Genomic DNA, 17,443 nt, shown 5'->3' with positions numbered 1-17,443 from the left:
GTCGTTTTTTTATTTATCCGATTATCATTAGGAACGATATCATATTTCTTCTAATACGGAAGTAATAATATATCCTCCGACATTATCACCAGATACTTTGACATTGTTTGATTCAAGCGTGTTCACAGATGTCTTGTTATCTGTATAATGCACGAAATAAGTTGTATCATCTAATTTCATTTTATAAAATTGCTTCTCTTTAAGATAAGCAATATATTCCTCAAAAACGAAGTCATGTTGCTTCATCACCATGCTATGGGGCAAGCCTATGTAACGGAAATGCCAAGGCTCATACTCAATTCCGGTAATGTCGACCTTATGTTTAGGATAGCGTAGAATGTAGCCAAACTCCGCTGCATGTTCTTCCATCCATTTCCCTTCAGCAACATTTTCCATTTTGCCGACAGTTGAACCAATATCAATCGATAAGCCTGTCTGATGTTCACTATAACCAGCAGGCAGGGCATAATCGGCACCGATTTGATCAAAAAGCTGTTTCTGAAGTTTTCCGCTGCGATAGGCACTATTGATTATGAAATGCTCGATTCCATCCTCCGCTGCCGCTTCGAATAATTGCTTGAGAGGTACTATAGCCTGTTCTTCAAGAAAATACTCTGAATTGACGATTACATTTTTAGCAATATCAGCAGGAATAGGGGCTAAATTGCCTGGTTCATTCTGTAATGCGATGTCCCGGTTAACAAGGACGAGATCCCCGTTTGTAACGGAGTTCGATGCTAGTGAAAGCTGCTGAGGTAAGTCGGGAGCACCAACTTGTTCAGTCGTAAAAAATTGAAAGCCAATAACGGCAAAAATAAGTATAAAAATAATCTTTTTCATTAAATAACGCTCCTTCAATCTAAGCATAGCAAATAAAACGGAATTTTGAAGGTTAAAATTGTGGAGATATTCCGAAGAACTTCGAAAATACGGTTGATTGAGCTCCTTTTGAATATTTCCATAAGGAATTATAAACAAAAATAGAAACCGTCTCAAACATTAATGTTAGGAGAGGTTTCTATCATATTTTATAGATATTAATTTTTGGATAATGGCGAGAATTCATTCTTAGTACAAACATTTTGTTTGTTATCTACTATCATCCAAACTAATGTAATACTTGCTGCAATGATTACCATTAAAAATCCGTATAGGGGTGTATTATCCAGTGACTGATAATGAACAATCAAACCGCCGACATATGAACCGAGGAAAATCCCGATATTGAAAGCTGAAATATTTAAAGCGGAAGCCATCGCAGTAGCAGCTGGTACATATTTTTCAGATAGCTGAACGGCATACAGTTGTAAGCCTGGCACATTCATAAACATAAACAGTCCCATTGCTAATACCATTACGAGCCCAATTACTTTGGAATCAAATGAGAAGTATACACCAAGTAACGTTAAGGCTAGTCCAATAAAGAAGATGAATATCGCACGCAGTGGATTAATGTTTGCAAAGTGGCCACCGATTGTATTACCAATAGCGACACAAATTCCGTATACAACTAATATTACGACAATCGCATGAGGAGAGTAGCCCATTTGATTTTCGAGAATAGGGGACACATATGTGTAAACAACAAATACGCCTCCGTAACCCATTGCAGTAATAAACAAAATTAACAGCATACGGAAATTGCTTAATACTTTTCCGATATCACTTAATGAAATCGGTTTACTTTTTGTTAAATTATTTGGTACAAGGAACGCATTGCTGATTAACCCAATTATGCCAATAACGACGATAAAGATGAATGATAGCCGCCAATCCGTTACTTGGCCAATAAATGTTCCTAAAGGTACTCCACTGACAGTTGCCAAAGTTAATCCTGTAAACATAAAGGCGATGGCACTTGCCCGTTTGTTAGGTGCCACAACGTCAGCGGCAATAACCGCCGCAATCGACATAAATACACCATGAGCAAAAGCAGAAATAATGCGTCCGATCAGCAGTAAAGTAAATGTTGGTGCTATCGCTACCCATAAATTACCGACGATAAAAAGTACCATTACGAGCAACAGCAACTTTTTACGGTCAAGCCGGGATGTTAAAACCGTTAAAATTGGTGCTCCGATTGTAACGCCTAATGCATAGATTGATACTGTTAATCCGGCGGTACTTAAAGTAATACCAAATTCATTTGTGATGAGCGGGAGCAATCCAACGCTAATAAATTCTGTAGAACCGATACCAAACGAACTGATCGCTAACGCAAGAAGTGTTAATCTGGCGTTTGGTGTTTTTGATGTAGACATATTAAAAATAACTCCTTTGATTTATTTTATAGGGTATAGTATTATTCATACATACGATAAAAGCATGTACAGTACTTTTAGTTACTTTTGATAATACGGGGGGGTTCAATATGAAAAAAGTTTATAATATTGGTGTTGAAGCAACACTCGAAGTCATTGGGGGTAAATGGAAACCAGTCATTCTATGTCACCTCAATCACCATGGTCAAATCCGGACGAATGAATTTCGCCGGTTAATTCCGGGCATTTCACAGAAAATGCTGACGTCCCAATTACGCGAGCTTGAGCAATGCGGTTTAATTAATCGTAAAGTGTACAACCAAGTGCCGCCGAAAGTGGAATATTCCTTAACCCCATATGGACACGAGATGGAGCCGGTGCTCAACTTACTTTGCACGTGGGGCGAGAAACATATCGATAAATTAAAAGAGAATGGTGAAGAAGTTCTTCTTATGCAGCGTGATGATGATATTGCTGTGCAAAAACTATCCTAATGAAAATAATGAAAGCCTCAAGGTACTAAAAATCTTGAGGCTTTTCGTCTCTTCAAAACTTCATTCAAATTAGAAATCAAAAACTTCCGGATCCGGTCCGACACGTTTATCTAAATTCATCGCATTAATGATCTGCATTTCTTCATCAGTAAGACTAAAATCAAAAATGTCGGCATTTTGCGCCATCCGCTCTTTACGAACGGATTTAGGAATCGTGATAACTCCACTTTGAATATCCCAACGTAAAATAACTTGTGAATTTGATTTTTCATACTTTTCGGCAATCTTTGCGATCGTCGGATCTTCGAGTAGACCGCCTTGCATTAATGGAGCCCAAGCTTCCAATTGAATATTGTGCTCTTTGCAAAATGCACGTAATGATTGTTGTTGTAAGCGCGGGTGAAACTCAACTTGGTTAATGACTGGTGTTACCCGAGCGTTTTTCATTAAATCCTGCAAATGCGAAATATTGAAATTGCAAACACCGATTGCTCTGATTTTACCTTCTATATACAGATCCTCTAAAGCACTCCAAGACTCGGCAAATTTATTTTTACCTGGCCAGTGGATTAAATATAGATCCAAATAGTCCAGCCCTAATTTTTCCAAGCTCTCTTCGTAAGCTGAAACAGTTTCCTCATAATTTAATCCGGCATTCCAAACTTTAGATGTGATGAATAAGTCCTCTCTATTTAAACCGGTAGAGTCCAGTGCTAGTTTAATGCCCTCGCCAACACCCGCTTCGTTTCCGTAAATAGCGGCTGTATCAATGCTGCGGTAACCTAGCTCAATCGCATTTTTAACGATTTCTGCTGTTGTGTCGTTTTCCACCTGAAAGACGCCAAGGCCCATTGCTGGCATTTTTACCTCATTATTTAATTTGATTGTATCCTGTAAACTAGTAATCATTTATTGATCCTCCAATTGAATAAGTATTTCGTTGCTTTTTTATTATGGATCCACTTGAAAATTAAAAAAAGTACGCACTTTTTCGTTTCATAGCAACGTGGAGGTTCCTATTGAGTCAAATCAACCGTTTGAAGAGAAAGTTTTTTAGAAAAATATTATGGAGGGGAATAGGGAAGGGGGATGAATCACTTTTACTAGTAAAGAATTTTTGTTTTCTATCATATAAATACCTAAATAACCTTTAATAATGATAAGAAACAACTATTTAAATACTTTCAATATTAAAAATAATGAAGGGAAATTTTTATTATAAAATACACAAAAATACGCTAAATACATAAAAATAAAATTTTTTTAAATAATAAAATTACAGAATATTCTTGAATTAAGTTTTTCGGTCGTTTATTTCCGTTTTCTAATTGTAACAAACGAATCTTTGTGCTATCGTTGCTTATTGAATGGTATGTGAAAGTTTTTACAATCGGGTATGAAATTTTCGAAAAAAATAATATTAAGTGATGGCAAAGGAGAGTTATTATGTCAGAAATGAATAATCAGCAGGTAGAAAAAGTGGCTGTTACACAAGAGCAATTAGATGTTTTAGATCAGTTACTAAAGCCAGAGGTACAAGCTTCTTTAACTACTTTAGTAGATAACTTACCAAAATTGGCTGAGATGACTACTTTATTAACAAAAACGTATGATTTCGCAACTAGTGTTGCAACTGACGAAACATTAAAAAATGATACAGTTGCTGCTGTAACAGAAATGGCGAGCCCAGTTGTTGGTACTGCTAAATCATTGGCACAAACAGCAATCGAAGCGAAAGACCGTGCTGAAGAAAGCAATGAAACAGTTGGCGTATTCGGCTTATTAAAAATGTTAAAAGACCCACAAGTTCAAGGGGCATTACGTTTTGCTAATGCATTCTTACAAGTAGCATCTGAACGTAAACAAATGAAATAATTTGTACAATCTAATCTTATTGGAGGATTTTTAATATGGTAACTAAAGAAATCGTTATTTTAGGTGCTGGATTTGCTGGTGTATTAGCAGCACAAACAGCTCGTAAATATTTAAATAAAGACGAAGCGCGTATTACAGTTGTAAACCAATTCCCTACACATCAAATCATTACTGAATTACACCGTTTAGCTGGCGGTACAATTGCTGAAGGTGCTGTTTCATTACCACTTGAAAAGATTTTCAAAGGTTTTGACATCAACTTGGAAATCGCAAAAGTAAACAGCTTTGACGTAGAAAGCAAAAATGTAGCACTTTCAAACGGCAAAACATTACAATACGATACATTAGTTGTTGCTTTAGGTAGCCAAACTGGTTTCTTCGGAATCCCAGGCTTAGAGGAAAACTCTTTCGTATTAAAATCAGTTGATGAAGCTAATGCTATCCGCGAGCATATCGAAGCTCGCATTAAAGCATATGCAACAACAAAAGACGAAGCAGATGCTACAATCGTTATCGGCGGTGGCGGTTTAACAGGTGTTGAACTTGTTGGTGAAATCGTAGACCACTTCCCTAAAGTTGCTGCGAAATACGGTGTTAAATTTGAAGATCTTAAAATCAAATTAGTTGAAGCAGGTCCAAAAATCTTACCGGTATTCCCAGAAAACTTAATCGATCGTGCAACAGCGTCTTTATCGAAACGTGGAGTTGAATTCATTACATCAACACCTGTTACTGGCGTTGAAGGCAATGTTATTCAATTAAAAGACCGTGAACCAATCGTTGCAAATACATTAGTATGGACAGGTGGAGTTGCTCCACTTCCATTGGTAGCTGAATCAGGTTTAGCTGCAGATCGCGGTAAAGCAACTATCAATGACTTCTTACAATCTACTTCACATCCTGAAGTATTTGTTATTGGTGATGCATCAGCGCATATTCCAAACCCAGGTGACCGTCCAACTTATGCGCCAACTGCTCAAGTAGCATGGCAGCAAGGTGAAACTGCAGGTTACAATATTTTTGCACAAATTAAAGGTGCTGACCTGAAAGAATTCAAATTTACTAACTCAGGTACTTTAGGTTCTTTAGGCCGCAAAGACGGTATTGCTACAGTTGGGGCAAACAATACTCAATTAGTAGGTTTACCAGCATCATTAATGAAAGAAGCTTCAAATATCCGCTATATGACTCATATTAAAGCGTTATTTGGCCTAGCATATTAATTAGTTAAGACATACCCGAAAGTCACTTTCTTTCGGGTATGTCTTTTTATTTTTGCAAAAAACAACAAATTTTAACAAATAACTATTATAATGGTAGTAAATGTCGAGAAAGAGGTGTAAAGATGAAAGATTTTGATACATCGAATTCTTTGTTTATTTTAAATGAACAGCAACTCGAACAATTTAAACAGCTTGAACATTACGACTACTTTTTCCATTTAATCCGCCATGACTTTGCACATTTATCTTTCGCAAAATACAATGTAAGCGATGTTTGGGTTTACTTTTATTTTGAAGAAGAGCCGGTCATCAATTCAGAGCATGCGCTCATTTTTCTGCTTCGTAATTTTATATTGAATGAAGTACTTATCAGTACAAAATTTAAACGACTGAAAAAAGCAACAGTCGGATCATTTACTAAAGCATTAATGGCTTCGGTAATGACCGTCAATCTATTTTTAGATTATTTGCGTGAAGTACTCGAAACATTACCAAAAGAACAATATGATCTATATATGAAGTTTGAAAACAGTTCTAAGCAATTATTTAATGGCCGCTTTTATGAATACGAACATTACCCCAAAAAACTCGTCCAAATCGAAACAACAATTATAAAAAGTTTGCGTGATTACCTGGCAGACAACGAAACGAAATATGCTGACAGTAAACAAAAAGTCATTCGTTTTATGGACCAATTTTCAATTATTAAACGAGAGCTGTACGAACCGTTATCTTTGAAAAATTAGGAGGTGAATAAAACGATGGGGAAGCAACTTAAGTCATTGCAGCTTGACCATTATCGTTCACAAACATTTTCATCAATCGATGCACATTATGAGGCATATACAGCAATGTTTGAATCATTAGTAGAAGAGGGAAATATCGAAAAGGTGAAGGACTTTCTTCGATTTGATAGTGAGCCTTTTATTTTATCCAATAGCAATTTAAAGATTTTGCAATTGTTATTGGACGCAGAACAGCATATCAAACAAAATCTTAAAGGGTGTTTAGCAAGCCTCTATTTGGTCATTGGACATTGCTATTATTTCAGTATTGATTTTGAACAGGCAAAAAAATACTACCGACTTGCGAGCAGTTTCGCATTGGAAGATGAAAATCTCTCATTACTGTCAGTTGCAATGAATAATTATTATGCAACACAAATGGATGAATTACCAAAGGATATCTTTTGGGATATTAGTAAGATTCCAGCTGTCTTTTTAAAGATGGGAAACCCGGAAGATGAAAGGTTCATGCTCGTCCGTTTTATCACTCATATTGAATTGTCCCTGCAGATAGGGAAAGTGGAGTATGCAAAAAAGTTATTTAATGACTATTTTAAAGAGTACCCGTTTGAAAAGTTTTCCCGTATAGATTTGCATGTCCGTGTACTTAGAGGGAAGTTTCTTTTTGAAAATGGCCGATATGAATGTGCAATAGAAGTACTTCATGAGGTGCTCCTTCTGTGTATGAAAGCTAACAGCCATAAAGATTTAGTGCAGGAATGCTATAAGTTTATTACCCAATCATATAAGCTGATAAATGAAGAAACTCTTCTAAAAAAGATGGAGCAGTACCAAGCGCGTTTTTACCGCAAAATTGAAACAGATAAACGCTATATGGAAAAATATATTAAAACGTCAACAACCAACGAATTTGAATTGGACAAAAGTTTTATATCGCCATTACAGCAGTTTCAGCTCGCGGGTACATATCTATTAAAATCGACAAAAGATACGGGGTATACGCTCGTGCTAGTTGATTGTAAAGTGGTGGAGAATGAAAAAGAGAAGTTAAATGAAATAATCCATTTAATCAATGAAGAAATGATGGAAGAGATGAAAGAGGTCATCATTACGAGTACGCGCCTTGATGAATCAACAATCGGCTATATTATTCAGCTATCAGAAGAATGTACCGATACATTGTGCGCAAAGGTTTTCTATAAAATCCGTGAACATTACCCGAAAAACGAAAGCGTGCTGGAGGCCATCTATTTTGCATCGGTAAATAATAAAGAAAACAAATTACCGAGCTACCAAAAATGCCTCGATTTAGCGTATGCGTATATTTATTATGAAATTTACAAATAAGATTTAACTGTAAAATACGAAATATTCTAAAAATTACTTTCGTATTTGAATGACTACCTATAAAATAAGAGTAGTACATCAAGGAGGTAATGCCATGTTAGTGAAACAAAGATATGTAAAGAAAAAAGATGTAAGTTATGTGAAAGAGACGGATCCTATCAAAGACGTACTCGGTCAGTTAAATGACAACGGCTACAGATGCATCCCGGTATTGGACGAAGCGGGTGAAAAATTCGTCGGAAATATTTATAAAGTCGAAGTACTCGAATATAAATTAAAAGAAGGCGACATGAAAGCCCCGGTTAAAGCACTTACTCAAGAACCGGATGCATTCGTCCACGAAAACAGTTCATTTTTTGAAGTATTCCATTCAATTAAACAATTGCCTTATTTGGCCGTTGTTGATACGAAAGGGAATTTTGCCGGCATTTTACCTCATTCGAAAGTATTTGAGCTGCTGGAAGAGGCGTGGGGCTACCGTACAGGAAGCTGTGCCATTACAATTGCATTGCCTGACACGGACGGCATTTTAATTAGAGTCCTGACTGCGGTTAAAAAGGTGTGGCCACTGCATTGTGTGTTCTCTCTTGATGATGATACGACTTATTTGCGTCGAGTGGTTATTACGCTTGCAAAAGGTGCGAAACAATCAACAGTGGACGAGCTGGAGGCAGCCATCTTAAAACAAGGTGCCCGCATTATTGATTTGGAAGTATTTGATAAAGAAAACTTTTAGTTATAAAGCGATTCGTTCAATAGAGCGAATCGCTTTTTCTACTGCAATAAAATAAAATTAATACTAAATTTTTTGTAATCTTATATCAATACTTAATGCATGTCTATACAGTCTGTTTTCTGCATACGGATTCGAAGTTATTATCAATTTTCCGTTGTCGAAACTTAGAACTTGTTCCTTCTTTGCAACTACCTCGAAAAAATCTACTAAATAGTATTTAAACCCATCTCCTTCTTTATAGCACCAAACTTCATCGGCTTTTAATGGATGAAGTCCTATCTCATTCAGAAAATTTTCTACAAATTCATTTATCTTAATTGTTTCCGCATAAAACATACAATCCTTGCAATCACAATGGCCGGTAGATCCAACTGTTGGTCTATTTTTATAAAGCAGTTCGTTTAGTTGTTTAACGTTCATAGAGCACTCACTTCTTCCTCTTAGCTAAATTGATTGGTTAATATAAATGATAGTTTATAGAGAAACTAATCTCAATGAATCAGTTGATTTAATTGTGTACTAATACAGAAATCGAAAAAATTAAGAGGGTTTTGCCAATTTATAGCGAAATGTATGTAAAAAGGGGATTTGCTGAAAGGAGAACTATAATGTTTATCCAAATAAATGAGGAAAAAATAGAATTCACTAAAATAGAGATAATTGTACTAGAACAGGGAATTACCGACTTATATGAGAGTTTTGATAAAAAAACGCTTGGTGAACTTACGAAACAAAAGAAATATGAGCATTTAAAAGACTTTGTTAACGAGCAAAAACACTTAAAGGATATGCCGGCCGGTGCAGCGATAAAAGCGCTAAAAAAAGACGGGAATCATTTTTACAGGCAGTTTTTGAATAACTACGGTGATCTAATATACTCCCGTTTTGTCGTCAGCGGTGATGAGAATTTATTGAAACAACGGGGTGTTTATACGATTATTGCAAATAATGAACTGAAATTTTGCGGTGTATGTGCAAGAACATTTAAAGAGCGCTTTAATCAGCATATTGGCAATATATATGCAAAAGGTTGCTATCGGGATGGAACGTCTACCCATTGCCATGTGAACGCGAAAATAACACAGCTTTTGCCGGCAAGCGATGTGCATTTTGCAATCTATCCGATGGAGAACGAAAAAGCGATGAATAAACTGAAGAATTCGATTGTCAAACGTTTCGAACCTGAATGGAATTTACGGTCCAACAGAGAAGTATTCGAGTTAACATCGTCATTATAAATAATTCTGCCTAAATCTTGATAGATAAAGGCAGAATTTTTTCATTTTACTACATTTTTCCGGTTTCATTTTCGACAAAAAGTGGGAATAGTAAGTGAAAAAAGTAGGTGATGATCATGCAGGCAGCATTAAAACATTACAGGCAAACACACAGCGAATACAAATGGCTGCATTTTTTGGCGGCTGTCGTATTAGTCTTCACATCCGTATTCTGGTTCGTACTTCCATACTTCATGATTAATTACGGAAAATATACGACAAATGTATTCCAGCAATCTTTGTTGTTAATTGCCTTGTATACAGTACCTTCCATCGTTGTAACATTGCATTGCTGGTTTATTAACTTTAAAGCAGCACTTCGATGGAAAAAAAGCTATCCTAAGGAATGTGTATGGCGCTGGTCGATAAAATTCCAACTCATTACTATTTCCATAGTAGTCTTATTTACCTCAGTTATTTATTCCAGTCTTTTTATTATTGATATGATTCGATAATAAAATCATCCTTCTTTCTCAAATGTGCAAAAGTGCCTTTCTATGTATAAAAAAGGAGCAATTATTTTCAAATACTAATAACGCGGCACTTTCGCACATTTATCTTTCACATTATTCCCAAAACACTGACAAAAAATATTCATTTAAAAAAGCAAGTAATGTATGGGGAAATTTGGTACGATGAAGGTATCAATGTTAAGGAGAATGAAGCAGCATGAATACAGATTTAAATATCCTTTTAGCGTTCGGTGCCGGGTTTTTAAGTTTTATTTCACCATGTACGCTACCGCTCTATCCTGCATTTTTATCCTACATAACCGGTATGACACTCGATGAGCTGAAAACCGAAAAAGGGATGATGCAAAAACGCGCAATTTTACATACTTTATTTTTCCTGCTTGGGTTTTCGATTATATTTATCGCTATCGGATTTGGAACATCATTAGCGAAAGATTTCTTTTTCCAGTACCAGGATTTACTGCGTCAAGTCGGCGCTATTTTAATTGTCGCATTCGGTTTAATGATTGTCGGCCTTCTGCAGATTGACTTTTTAATGAAAGACCGCAAATTTCAGTTCAAAAACAGACCATCCGGTTATTTCGGTTCGATGCTGATCGGTCTTGCTTTTGCAGCGGGATGGACACCTTGTACAGGTCCGATACTGGCAGCAATTATTACGCTTGGCGGAACGAATCCCGATTCGGCAATGTGGTATATGGTCGCATACTACTTAGGTTTTGCAATACCATTCTTTACATTGTCATTCTTCATTTCACGAATGAACTGGATTCGCAAGCATAGCCAAAAAATTATAGTGGTTGGCGGCTATATTATGATCGCAGTCGGCATTTTATTATTCTTTGACGGGTTGACTTACATTATTAATATTCTCTTGCCGATTTTCGATGGTTTTAAAGGATTCTAACAGTTCCCTGCTTATAAAGACCGTGCTATACTAAGGGTAGAAACATAAGTGAAAAAGTGTGCATGATCCATTCTGTTATCTTGTTTACACGATAATTATTCGTTCATGCAAGAGGAGGAATATGATGTTCGACAGTATACCTTCTCACTATTTATTAATTGGTTCGACGATTATGGCAGTCATAATGGGCTCTTTCGTAATGTTCATAAGACTGCGTGCACAAAAAAAGCCGGTCTCCACGAAAAAAATACTCATTCCGCCTTTTGCGATGTCAACAGGCGCGCTGATGTTTATTTTTGAGGAGTTTCGTGTAGCGCCAATTCAAATAGTAGAAGCGGCCGCGCTAGGCTTGTTATTTTCATCTGTATTAATCTTAACGTCGAAGTTCGAAGTGCGAGACGGCGCAATTTATATGAAGCAATCTAAAGCATTTCCATTCATATTAGTGGGATTATTAGTACTACGTATTATTCTGAAATTAATATTTGCCGAAACATTCGATGTCGGTGAGCTTGCAGGTATGTTCTTCATCTTGGCATTCTCGATGATTTTGCCGTGGCGAATCGGTATGCTTATTAAATATAAGAAGCTTGAAAAATCGCATATTGTCGCATAGAAAAGACTGTCTCTAAAAGTTTTATACTTTTAAAGACAGTCTTTTTTCGTCTATGCCTCAAATAAATGATCATAATTCGTCGTATCAATTTTCATTTCATCGAGTTTTTTACGCAAAAACTTATGGTCGCGTTTTGGCGAAGCAATAATATAGCCACGAATAATTAAGTCCAGGTCAATTTTTGAGGCACGCTCATTCAGTGCAATTTCACCGATTTTACCGGCAATCTTTTCTTTGGCAACTTGGCGGAATAGCTCTGGTACAGGACTGACAAGCTCGGTAAGTAATTGTTTTTCATCTTCACCCCAAAGATGAAGCGTTTTATCTAAGTATATGTTTTGCCAATCTAGATCCGATTTTCCGTCCTGTTTCGGCAGGGCCTTCAAAAACTTGCGGAACATAAAAAAGCCGCCAATCCCCATAAGCGAAATCAATACTACAACCCAAAATAGAATAAACCATAAAAACCAGCCATCTAAGCCCACAATGTTCACCTCATTACTAAAGATTGTTTCTGAAATTTGTTCTACTAAACTACTGGTGATAAACCTCATTATTGTCTATTATATAAGGTTTTGTAAAATTTTTCATCGTAATTGTCCCTTTTTTCGGTAAATCATGACATATATAGGGCAAGGAGGTGATAAACATGAACGAATTCGGATTTTTATCTGCAACATTGACAGTATTTTATCAGACAGGCCTTGATGAATTTAACGAGCCGATTATTAAAAGTTCCACATACCGTAACTTGGAAAGAAATGCGACAGCACAGCAATTATACACTGTTGCAACAACAATCGTCGGCTTAACAGATTACGATTATATCGAATCTGTGAAAACGCAGAAAGACAGTGTTACAGCTTAATAAACCTTAACTATGAAATGGAGGTGATTCCATGGCACAAGTTTTACAATTAACATTTGCCAACATTGCAGGGAATACGATGACGATCAATATTAATGATCCGAAGCCGAATTTAACGGAAGCTGAAGTGAATGCTGCGATGCAAACAATTATTGATCAGGCAGTGTTCTCGAAGGACGGATTTTTGTACAATGTGAAAAAATCAGCACGTATCGTTGAGCGTAATGTCACAGCGATTGAACTGAACAGCTAATAGCAAGGCCGGTGAAGTGTGATGCTTTGCCGGCTTTTTCAAATGAAAAAAGGAGGGATTTTAATGGACCAGTGGATAGCGATTCTTCAGGAAGTAACATTTCCGATCTTTATATCATTTTATTTACTGTATCGGATAGAAACAAAGCTTGAAGCGATTCATACAGCACTCGTATCCTTACATCATCCTGCAGACAGAGCATGAAAAACTCTTCACAATGTTGACACACATCCTTTCTTCCGATAACTATTGAGAATATACTAAATATTGGGTAAGATGAGAGTAATGTTCAAAGAGTGGAGAGAGAGAAATGAAAACGAAAAAAATAGTATTCGCACTTATGCTCTTGGCAGCAACTGTTCTTACAGCATGCAGCAATTATCAGTTTAAACCGACGACCAACTTTGAAATTAGCGGGTTTACGATGACCGATCACCGAAACAATGAAGTGACATTGGAAAGCCTAAAAGGGGAACCATGGCTGGCAATGTTCATCTTTACAAGCTGTACAACCATTTGCTCGCCAATGACAATGAATATGACCCGTGTGCAGGACCACCTTGAGAAAAAAGGGCTGGAAGATTATAAAATTGTCGCGTTTTCAGTAGATCCGGACTACGACACACCGGAGCGTTTGATGGAATATTTATCACGCCATACACCGGTAGACGAATCAAAATGGCATATGCTGACAGGGTACGATCAAAAATTTATCGAGCAATTTGGCAGAAACTCATTTAAAACACCTGTCCAGTCAATTGAAGGAAACGACCAAGTTATCCACGCTGATACATTTTTCCTAGTTGACGAAAAAGGAATCGCCGTGAAAAACTATTCAGGTTATGGCACGGGAGAAGACGGTGTTCCATATGAAACGATTGCTAGTGATATGGAAGCACTCATTGACGAACGTCTAAAATAATAGTGAAATGTATGATTAACTTGCGAAAAAAGTATAGCTGCTTTTTAAGCAAGTTTTTTTGTGGAATGAGGAGTTTTCTAATAAAAATTATAATGTGCTAATAAACCTGGAAATTTTCTAATAAGTTGCGGATCTTCTAATAAAGAAGCGAGATATGCTAATATCAGTTCCTGATTAGCTAATAAACACGCCAACTTTTCTAATATCACCTGCAAAAGTGCTAATATAAATAAATTTCTTCTAATAAAAAGCACAATGGTATCAACCGAAATTGTTTCAATCCATAAATTGAGAAAGCAATAAATAAAAAGAATTTTCAAAACTCAAATTCTATGATATAGTATACGAAATTACATACTGTGTAAGTTACGGTGCTTGTGAGAACAAGCTGAAAAGGGAAACCAGTGAAAGTCTGGTGCTGTCCCGCAACTGTAAATCGGAGTTCGTGATATTCAACCACTGTCTATTGATGGGAAGGATCACAAGAACGTTGATGATGAGCCAGGAGACCTGCCGGAAACTAGTACACGCCAATACCTACGTGGAAATAGGTGGTGATTTTGTGCGAAAGTGAGACAACATCCTTTGATAAAACAAAGGTTTCTTTTGTCAATCTCTTAAACATTCACACCCCTCTTTCATTTGGAAAGAGGGGTTTTGGTTTTTATGTAACAAATTTAAGGAGGAATTGTTTATGAAAACAGCAGTAATTGGCTACCCGTATATTGGACAGAATCGTGAATGGAAGCGTATAACAGAGGCATTTTGGAAAGAACGATTAACTTTGGAAAGTTATAAGCAGGAAATGAAAAACTTACGTATCGCTCAACTTCAGCAGCAACAGGATTTAGGGCTGGATATTTTAACAGTAGGAGATTTTACATATTATGACCGCATGCTTGACTTAGCCGTTATGTTTAATATGATTCCATCAAGATACGATCACCTATCCATTCACCATCATTTAACAGCGTATTTTGCAATGGCGCGCGGTGCTGAAAATGTGGTGGCATGTGAAATGACGAAATGGTTCAACACGAATTATCACTATATTGTACCGGAATACGAGGGACAGCAACTGGCATTGCAACACAATGTTTACGCGAAATATATTCAGGAGGCAATCGAAGTATTCGGCACAATCCCTCGTGTGACTATTATCGGTCCTTTTACCTTTTATAAACTTACAAAAGGTGTAGGTGACGCACAAAAACAACACTATATTCAGCAGCTGGTGAATGTGTATAAAGAGTTGCTTCAGTCGTTGGAAGCAAGCGGTGCAACTTCGATCCAGCTTGAAGAACCAAGCCTTACAAAAGACCTTACTTCCGAAGATATTGCATTAGTTCAGCATTTCTATCATCAAGTATTAAAAGGGCTGACTGTTGAAACGATCTGCACAACATATTTTGAAGCGTTATCCGACTATGAAACATTGATTAATTTGCCTGTTGATGGCTTTGGACTGGACTTTGTTCATGGGAAAATTGAAAATATAGCATCGTTAAAAAAATTTGCTTTCCCGAAAGATAAAGTTTTATATGCCGGAATTATTAATGGTCGGGATATATGGAGAGCCGATTTGCAGAAGCAGTTGGCACTAGTAGCGGAAATACGTTCCTATGTACCATTTTCACCAATACATCTACAAACCTCGTGCAGCCTTCAGCATGTGCCAGTTACAACAGCGGGAGAGGATGGAATTATGCCAGAGCTGCAAAATGCTTTAGCATTCGCCAATGAAAAAATAACGGAACTGCAAATGATTAAAGGGAAGATACTTCACCTGGAAGTTCCTCATAACCAGGCTTTTTTAGAAAGCGAAAAAGCAATTCGCACTTTGTCACTGCATGAATCAAGACAAAAGGAAGCTATTCATGCACAAGTAAACGCATTAACACCGGAAGCATTTAAACGAGCAGAGAACTACAACAAGCGTAGTAAGCTACAACGTGCCTTTTTACAGTTACCTGACTATCCTACAACAACAATCGGGAGTTTCCCGCAATCCGCAGAAGTTAAGAAAAACCGTAGTTTATGGCGTAAAGGAGAAATTACAACAAGAGATTATGAAGCATTCAACGCGAACGAAACCGCACGTTGGATTTCGATTCAGGAGCAACTTGGCCTAGATGTTCTCGTCCATGGAGAATTTGAGCGAACAGACATGGTCGAATTTTTTGGTGAAAAATTAAATGGCTTTGCGTTTACGAAAAACGGATGGGTAGTTTCGTACGGATCGCGCTGTGTAAAACCGCCAATTATTTACGGAGATGTTGAATGGAAAGAACCTATGACAGTAAAGGAAGTAAGTGCAGCACAATCACTTACGGAAAAGCCGGTCAAAGGGATGTTGACGGGACCCGTTACAATATTGAACTGGTCATTTGTAAGAGATGATTTAGCACGCTCAGAAGTAGCTTATCAAATCGGTTTGGCACTGAGAGAAGAAGTAAGGGCACTTGAAAATGCGGGAATCAATATTATTCAAGTAGACGAACCTGCCTTGAAAGAAGGTATGCCAATACGTAAAAGTCTGCATAAGTCTTATATCGATGCGAGTGTAGCCGCATTTAAATTAGCGACAAGCGGTGTGCGTGAAACGACCCAGATTCATACACATATGTGTTATTGTGAATTTAACGATTTTATCGATGTAATAGAATCATTGGATGCGGATGTGATTTCAATTGAAACGTCACGAAGTCACGGTGAGCTGATAAAAGTACTAAAAGAAACACCATATGGACTTGGAATTGGCTTAGGTGTATATGATATTCATAGCCCGCGTATTCCAACTGTGGAAGAAATGGCAACCATTATAGAAAACAGTAAAAAAGTAATCGCAAAAGAACAATTTTGGATCAATCCCGATTGTGGCCTGAAAACTCGTACGGAACAAGAGACCATTGCATCATTGAAAAATATGGTGGCCGCAAAAGAGCGACTAAAACAGTTGAATTAGGGGCGGTTACTATGAGACGAATGAAAAGAAATTACAACCCTGTGTTTTTGACAGCTATAATGAATGGCTTTACAGAAAGTTATTCAAAAAGCCTTAAAGAGTTACGTGATGAGCTGATAGCGACATACCCAGCGGATGCAAAGGAGATTCAAAAAGCATATTATTTTGTAAAAGCAGAGTTAGTAGGATGAAAGAATTTTTTATAAACAAATAGAAAATACAATGCCCATTGCAATATGCAATGGGCTATTTGTAATCGTGATATCGAATTAAAAAGTCCCTTTAAATTTCTCGGGCTTTACGACATAGCCTTCAATAATAAACCCGCAATCGGTACATATAAGGTACTCAATATTGCATCCTAAACTTAATTTATTAACAGGTGACATAACACTGTACCCGCTATGTTTTCCTCTACCTAATTCAGTTGCACCACATTTTGGGCAATTACTTACATTTTGCGTTTGATTCATTTTCACC

At 37.0% G+C, this 17,443-nt stretch carries 22 protein-coding genes and 1 riboswitch; of the genes, 16 read left to right on the top strand and 6 right to left on the bottom strand.

The window, feature by feature from the left end; genetic code table 11:
- Positions 1–39: 39 nt before the first annotated feature.
- Positions 40–840 (bottom strand): M15 family metallopeptidase, encoded by an 801-nt coding sequence (locus B5473_RS16275; RefSeq protein WP_079527039.1) that lies wholly within the window; start codon positions 838–840, stop codon positions 40–42.
- A 197-nt stretch (positions 841–1,037) separates the two neighbouring features.
- Positions 1,038–2,261 (bottom strand): MFS transporter, encoded by a 1,224-nt coding sequence (locus tag B5473_RS16270; RefSeq protein ID WP_079527037.1) that lies wholly within the window; start codon positions 2,259–2,261, stop codon positions 1,038–1,040.
- A 110-nt stretch (positions 2,262–2,371) separates the two neighbouring features.
- Between B5473_RS16270 and B5473_RS16265 the strand changes: the two genes are divergently transcribed.
- Positions 2,372–2,755: a winged helix-turn-helix transcriptional regulator gene (locus tag B5473_RS16265; RefSeq protein WP_079527035.1), complete on the top strand. Its 384-nt coding sequence runs from the start codon at positions 2,372–2,374 to the stop codon at positions 2,753–2,755.
- A 69-nt stretch (positions 2,756–2,824) separates the two neighbouring features.
- Here the strand turns inward: B5473_RS16265 and B5473_RS16260 are convergent, their stop codons facing one another.
- Positions 2,825–3,664, bottom strand: a complete 840-nt coding sequence (locus tag B5473_RS16260) for an aldo/keto reductase (RefSeq protein WP_079527033.1) — start codon at positions 3,662–3,664, stop codon at positions 2,825–2,827.
- Between the two features lie 537 nt (positions 3,665–4,201).
- On the opposite strand from B5473_RS16260, the gene B5473_RS16255 reads away from it, so the two are divergent.
- From B5473_RS16255 to cbpA, 5 genes are all read left to right on the top strand, one after another.
- Positions 4,202–4,630 (top strand): DUF1641 domain-containing protein, encoded by a 429-nt coding sequence (locus tag B5473_RS16255; RefSeq protein WP_079527031.1) that lies wholly within the window; start codon positions 4,202–4,204, stop codon positions 4,628–4,630.
- Between the two features lie 35 nt (positions 4,631–4,665).
- Entirely contained in the window at positions 4,666–5,853 is a 1,188-nt protein-coding gene (locus B5473_RS16250; protein ID WP_079527029.1) for an NAD(P)/FAD-dependent oxidoreductase, read from the top strand.
- A gap of 122 nt (positions 5,854–5,975) precedes the next feature.
- Entirely contained in the window at positions 5,976–6,599 is a 624-nt protein-coding gene (locus B5473_RS16245) for a serine protease (protein WP_079527027.1), read from the top strand.
- 15 nt (positions 6,600–6,614) lie between these two features.
- Positions 6,615–7,946, top strand: coding sequence for a dehydrogenase (locus B5473_RS16240; protein ID WP_079527025.1), 1,332 nt, complete (start codon positions 6,615–6,617; stop codon positions 7,944–7,946).
- A gap of 94 nt (positions 7,947–8,040) precedes the next feature.
- Positions 8,041–8,682 (top strand): cyclic di-AMP binding protein CbpA, encoded by a 642-nt coding sequence (gene cbpA, locus B5473_RS16235; protein WP_079527023.1) that lies wholly within the window; start codon positions 8,041–8,043, stop codon positions 8,680–8,682.
- A 63-nt stretch (positions 8,683–8,745) separates the two neighbouring features.
- Here the strand turns inward: cbpA and B5473_RS16230 are convergent, their stop codons facing one another.
- Positions 8,746–9,102, bottom strand: a complete 357-nt coding sequence (locus tag B5473_RS16230) for a hypothetical protein (RefSeq protein WP_079527021.1) — start codon at positions 9,100–9,102, stop codon at positions 8,746–8,748.
- Positions 9,103–9,290: 188 nt separating this feature from the next.
- On the opposite strand from B5473_RS16230, the gene B5473_RS16225 reads away from it, so the two are divergent.
- The 4 genes from B5473_RS16225 to B5473_RS16210 all read left to right on the top strand — a co-directional run bounded on the left by B5473_RS16225 (position 9,291) and on the right by B5473_RS16210 (position 11,955).
- Positions 9,291–9,920 (top strand): hypothetical protein, encoded by a 630-nt coding sequence (locus B5473_RS16225; RefSeq protein WP_079527019.1) that lies wholly within the window; start codon positions 9,291–9,293, stop codon positions 9,918–9,920.
- A gap of 116 nt (positions 9,921–10,036) precedes the next feature.
- A complete protein-coding gene (locus tag B5473_RS16220) occupies positions 10,037–10,414 on the top strand; it encodes a hypothetical protein (protein ID WP_079527017.1) in 378 nt (125 codons plus the stop codon).
- Between the two features lie 214 nt (positions 10,415–10,628).
- A complete protein-coding gene (locus B5473_RS16215; protein ID WP_079527015.1) occupies positions 10,629–11,339 on the top strand; it encodes a cytochrome c biogenesis CcdA family protein in 711 nt (236 codons plus the stop codon).
- A gap of 124 nt (positions 11,340–11,463) precedes the next feature.
- The gene (locus tag B5473_RS16210; RefSeq protein WP_079527013.1) at positions 11,464–11,955 is read left to right on the top strand and encodes a CcdC family protein; all 492 of its coding nucleotides are present in this window, start codon (positions 11,464–11,466) and stop codon (positions 11,953–11,955) included.
- Positions 11,956–12,005: 50 nt separating this feature from the next.
- On the opposite strand, the gene B5473_RS16205 is transcribed toward B5473_RS16210, so the two are convergent.
- Positions 12,006–12,440 carry a DUF2621 domain-containing protein gene (locus B5473_RS16205; RefSeq protein ID WP_079527011.1) on the bottom strand — a complete coding sequence of 145 codons (435 nt, stop codon included), beginning with the start codon at positions 12,438–12,440 and terminating at the stop codon, positions 12,006–12,008.
- A 164-nt stretch (positions 12,441–12,604) separates the two neighbouring features.
- Between B5473_RS16205 and B5473_RS16200 the strand changes: the two genes are divergently transcribed.
- The 6 genes from B5473_RS16200 to B5473_RS16175 all read left to right on the top strand — a co-directional run bounded on the left by B5473_RS16200 (position 12,605) and on the right by B5473_RS16175 (position 17,154).
- Positions 12,605–12,823, top strand: coding sequence for a DUF1659 domain-containing protein (locus tag B5473_RS16200; RefSeq protein WP_079527009.1), 219 nt, complete (start codon positions 12,605–12,607; stop codon positions 12,821–12,823).
- A 31-nt stretch (positions 12,824–12,854) separates the two neighbouring features.
- Entirely contained in the window at positions 12,855–13,076 is a 222-nt protein-coding gene (locus tag B5473_RS16195; RefSeq protein WP_079527007.1) for a DUF2922 domain-containing protein, read from the top strand.
- Between the two features lie 63 nt (positions 13,077–13,139).
- Positions 13,140–13,280 (top strand): YvrJ family protein, encoded by a 141-nt coding sequence (locus tag B5473_RS16190; protein WP_008403759.1) that lies wholly within the window; start codon positions 13,140–13,142, stop codon positions 13,278–13,280.
- Positions 13,281–13,386: 106 nt separating this feature from the next.
- Complete coding sequence (locus tag B5473_RS16185) at positions 13,387–13,998, top strand: SCO family protein (protein WP_079527005.1); 612 nt, start codon at positions 13,387–13,389, stop codon at positions 13,996–13,998.
- A 352-nt stretch (positions 13,999–14,350) separates the two neighbouring features.
- Positions 14,351–14,530, top strand: a riboswitch (cobalamin riboswitch).
- 162 nt (positions 14,531–14,692) lie between these two features.
- Positions 14,693–16,963, top strand: a complete 2,271-nt coding sequence (gene metE / locus B5473_RS16180; RefSeq protein WP_079527003.1) for a 5-methyltetrahydropteroyltriglutamate--homocysteine S-methyltransferase — start codon at positions 14,693–14,695, stop codon at positions 16,961–16,963.
- Between the two features lie 11 nt (positions 16,964–16,974).
- Complete coding sequence (locus B5473_RS16175) at positions 16,975–17,154, top strand: hypothetical protein (protein WP_079527001.1); 180 nt, start codon at positions 16,975–16,977, stop codon at positions 17,152–17,154.
- A 78-nt stretch (positions 17,155–17,232) separates the two neighbouring features.
- Here B5473_RS16175 and B5473_RS16170 read toward each other — a convergent pair whose 3' ends face one another.
- A complete protein-coding gene (locus tag B5473_RS16170; RefSeq protein ID WP_079526999.1) occupies positions 17,233–17,436 on the bottom strand; it encodes a transcription initiation factor TFIIIB in 204 nt (67 codons plus the stop codon).
- Positions 17,437–17,443 lie beyond the last annotated feature (7 nt).

This window comes from Solibacillus isronensis (assembly GCF_900168685.1).
Taxonomy (GTDB): Bacteria; Bacillota; Bacilli; order Bacillales_A; family Planococcaceae; genus Solibacillus; species Solibacillus isronensis_A.
The sequence above is the reverse complement of the archived record's forward strand: the minus strand, read 5'-3'. Positions and strand labels throughout refer to the sequence as shown.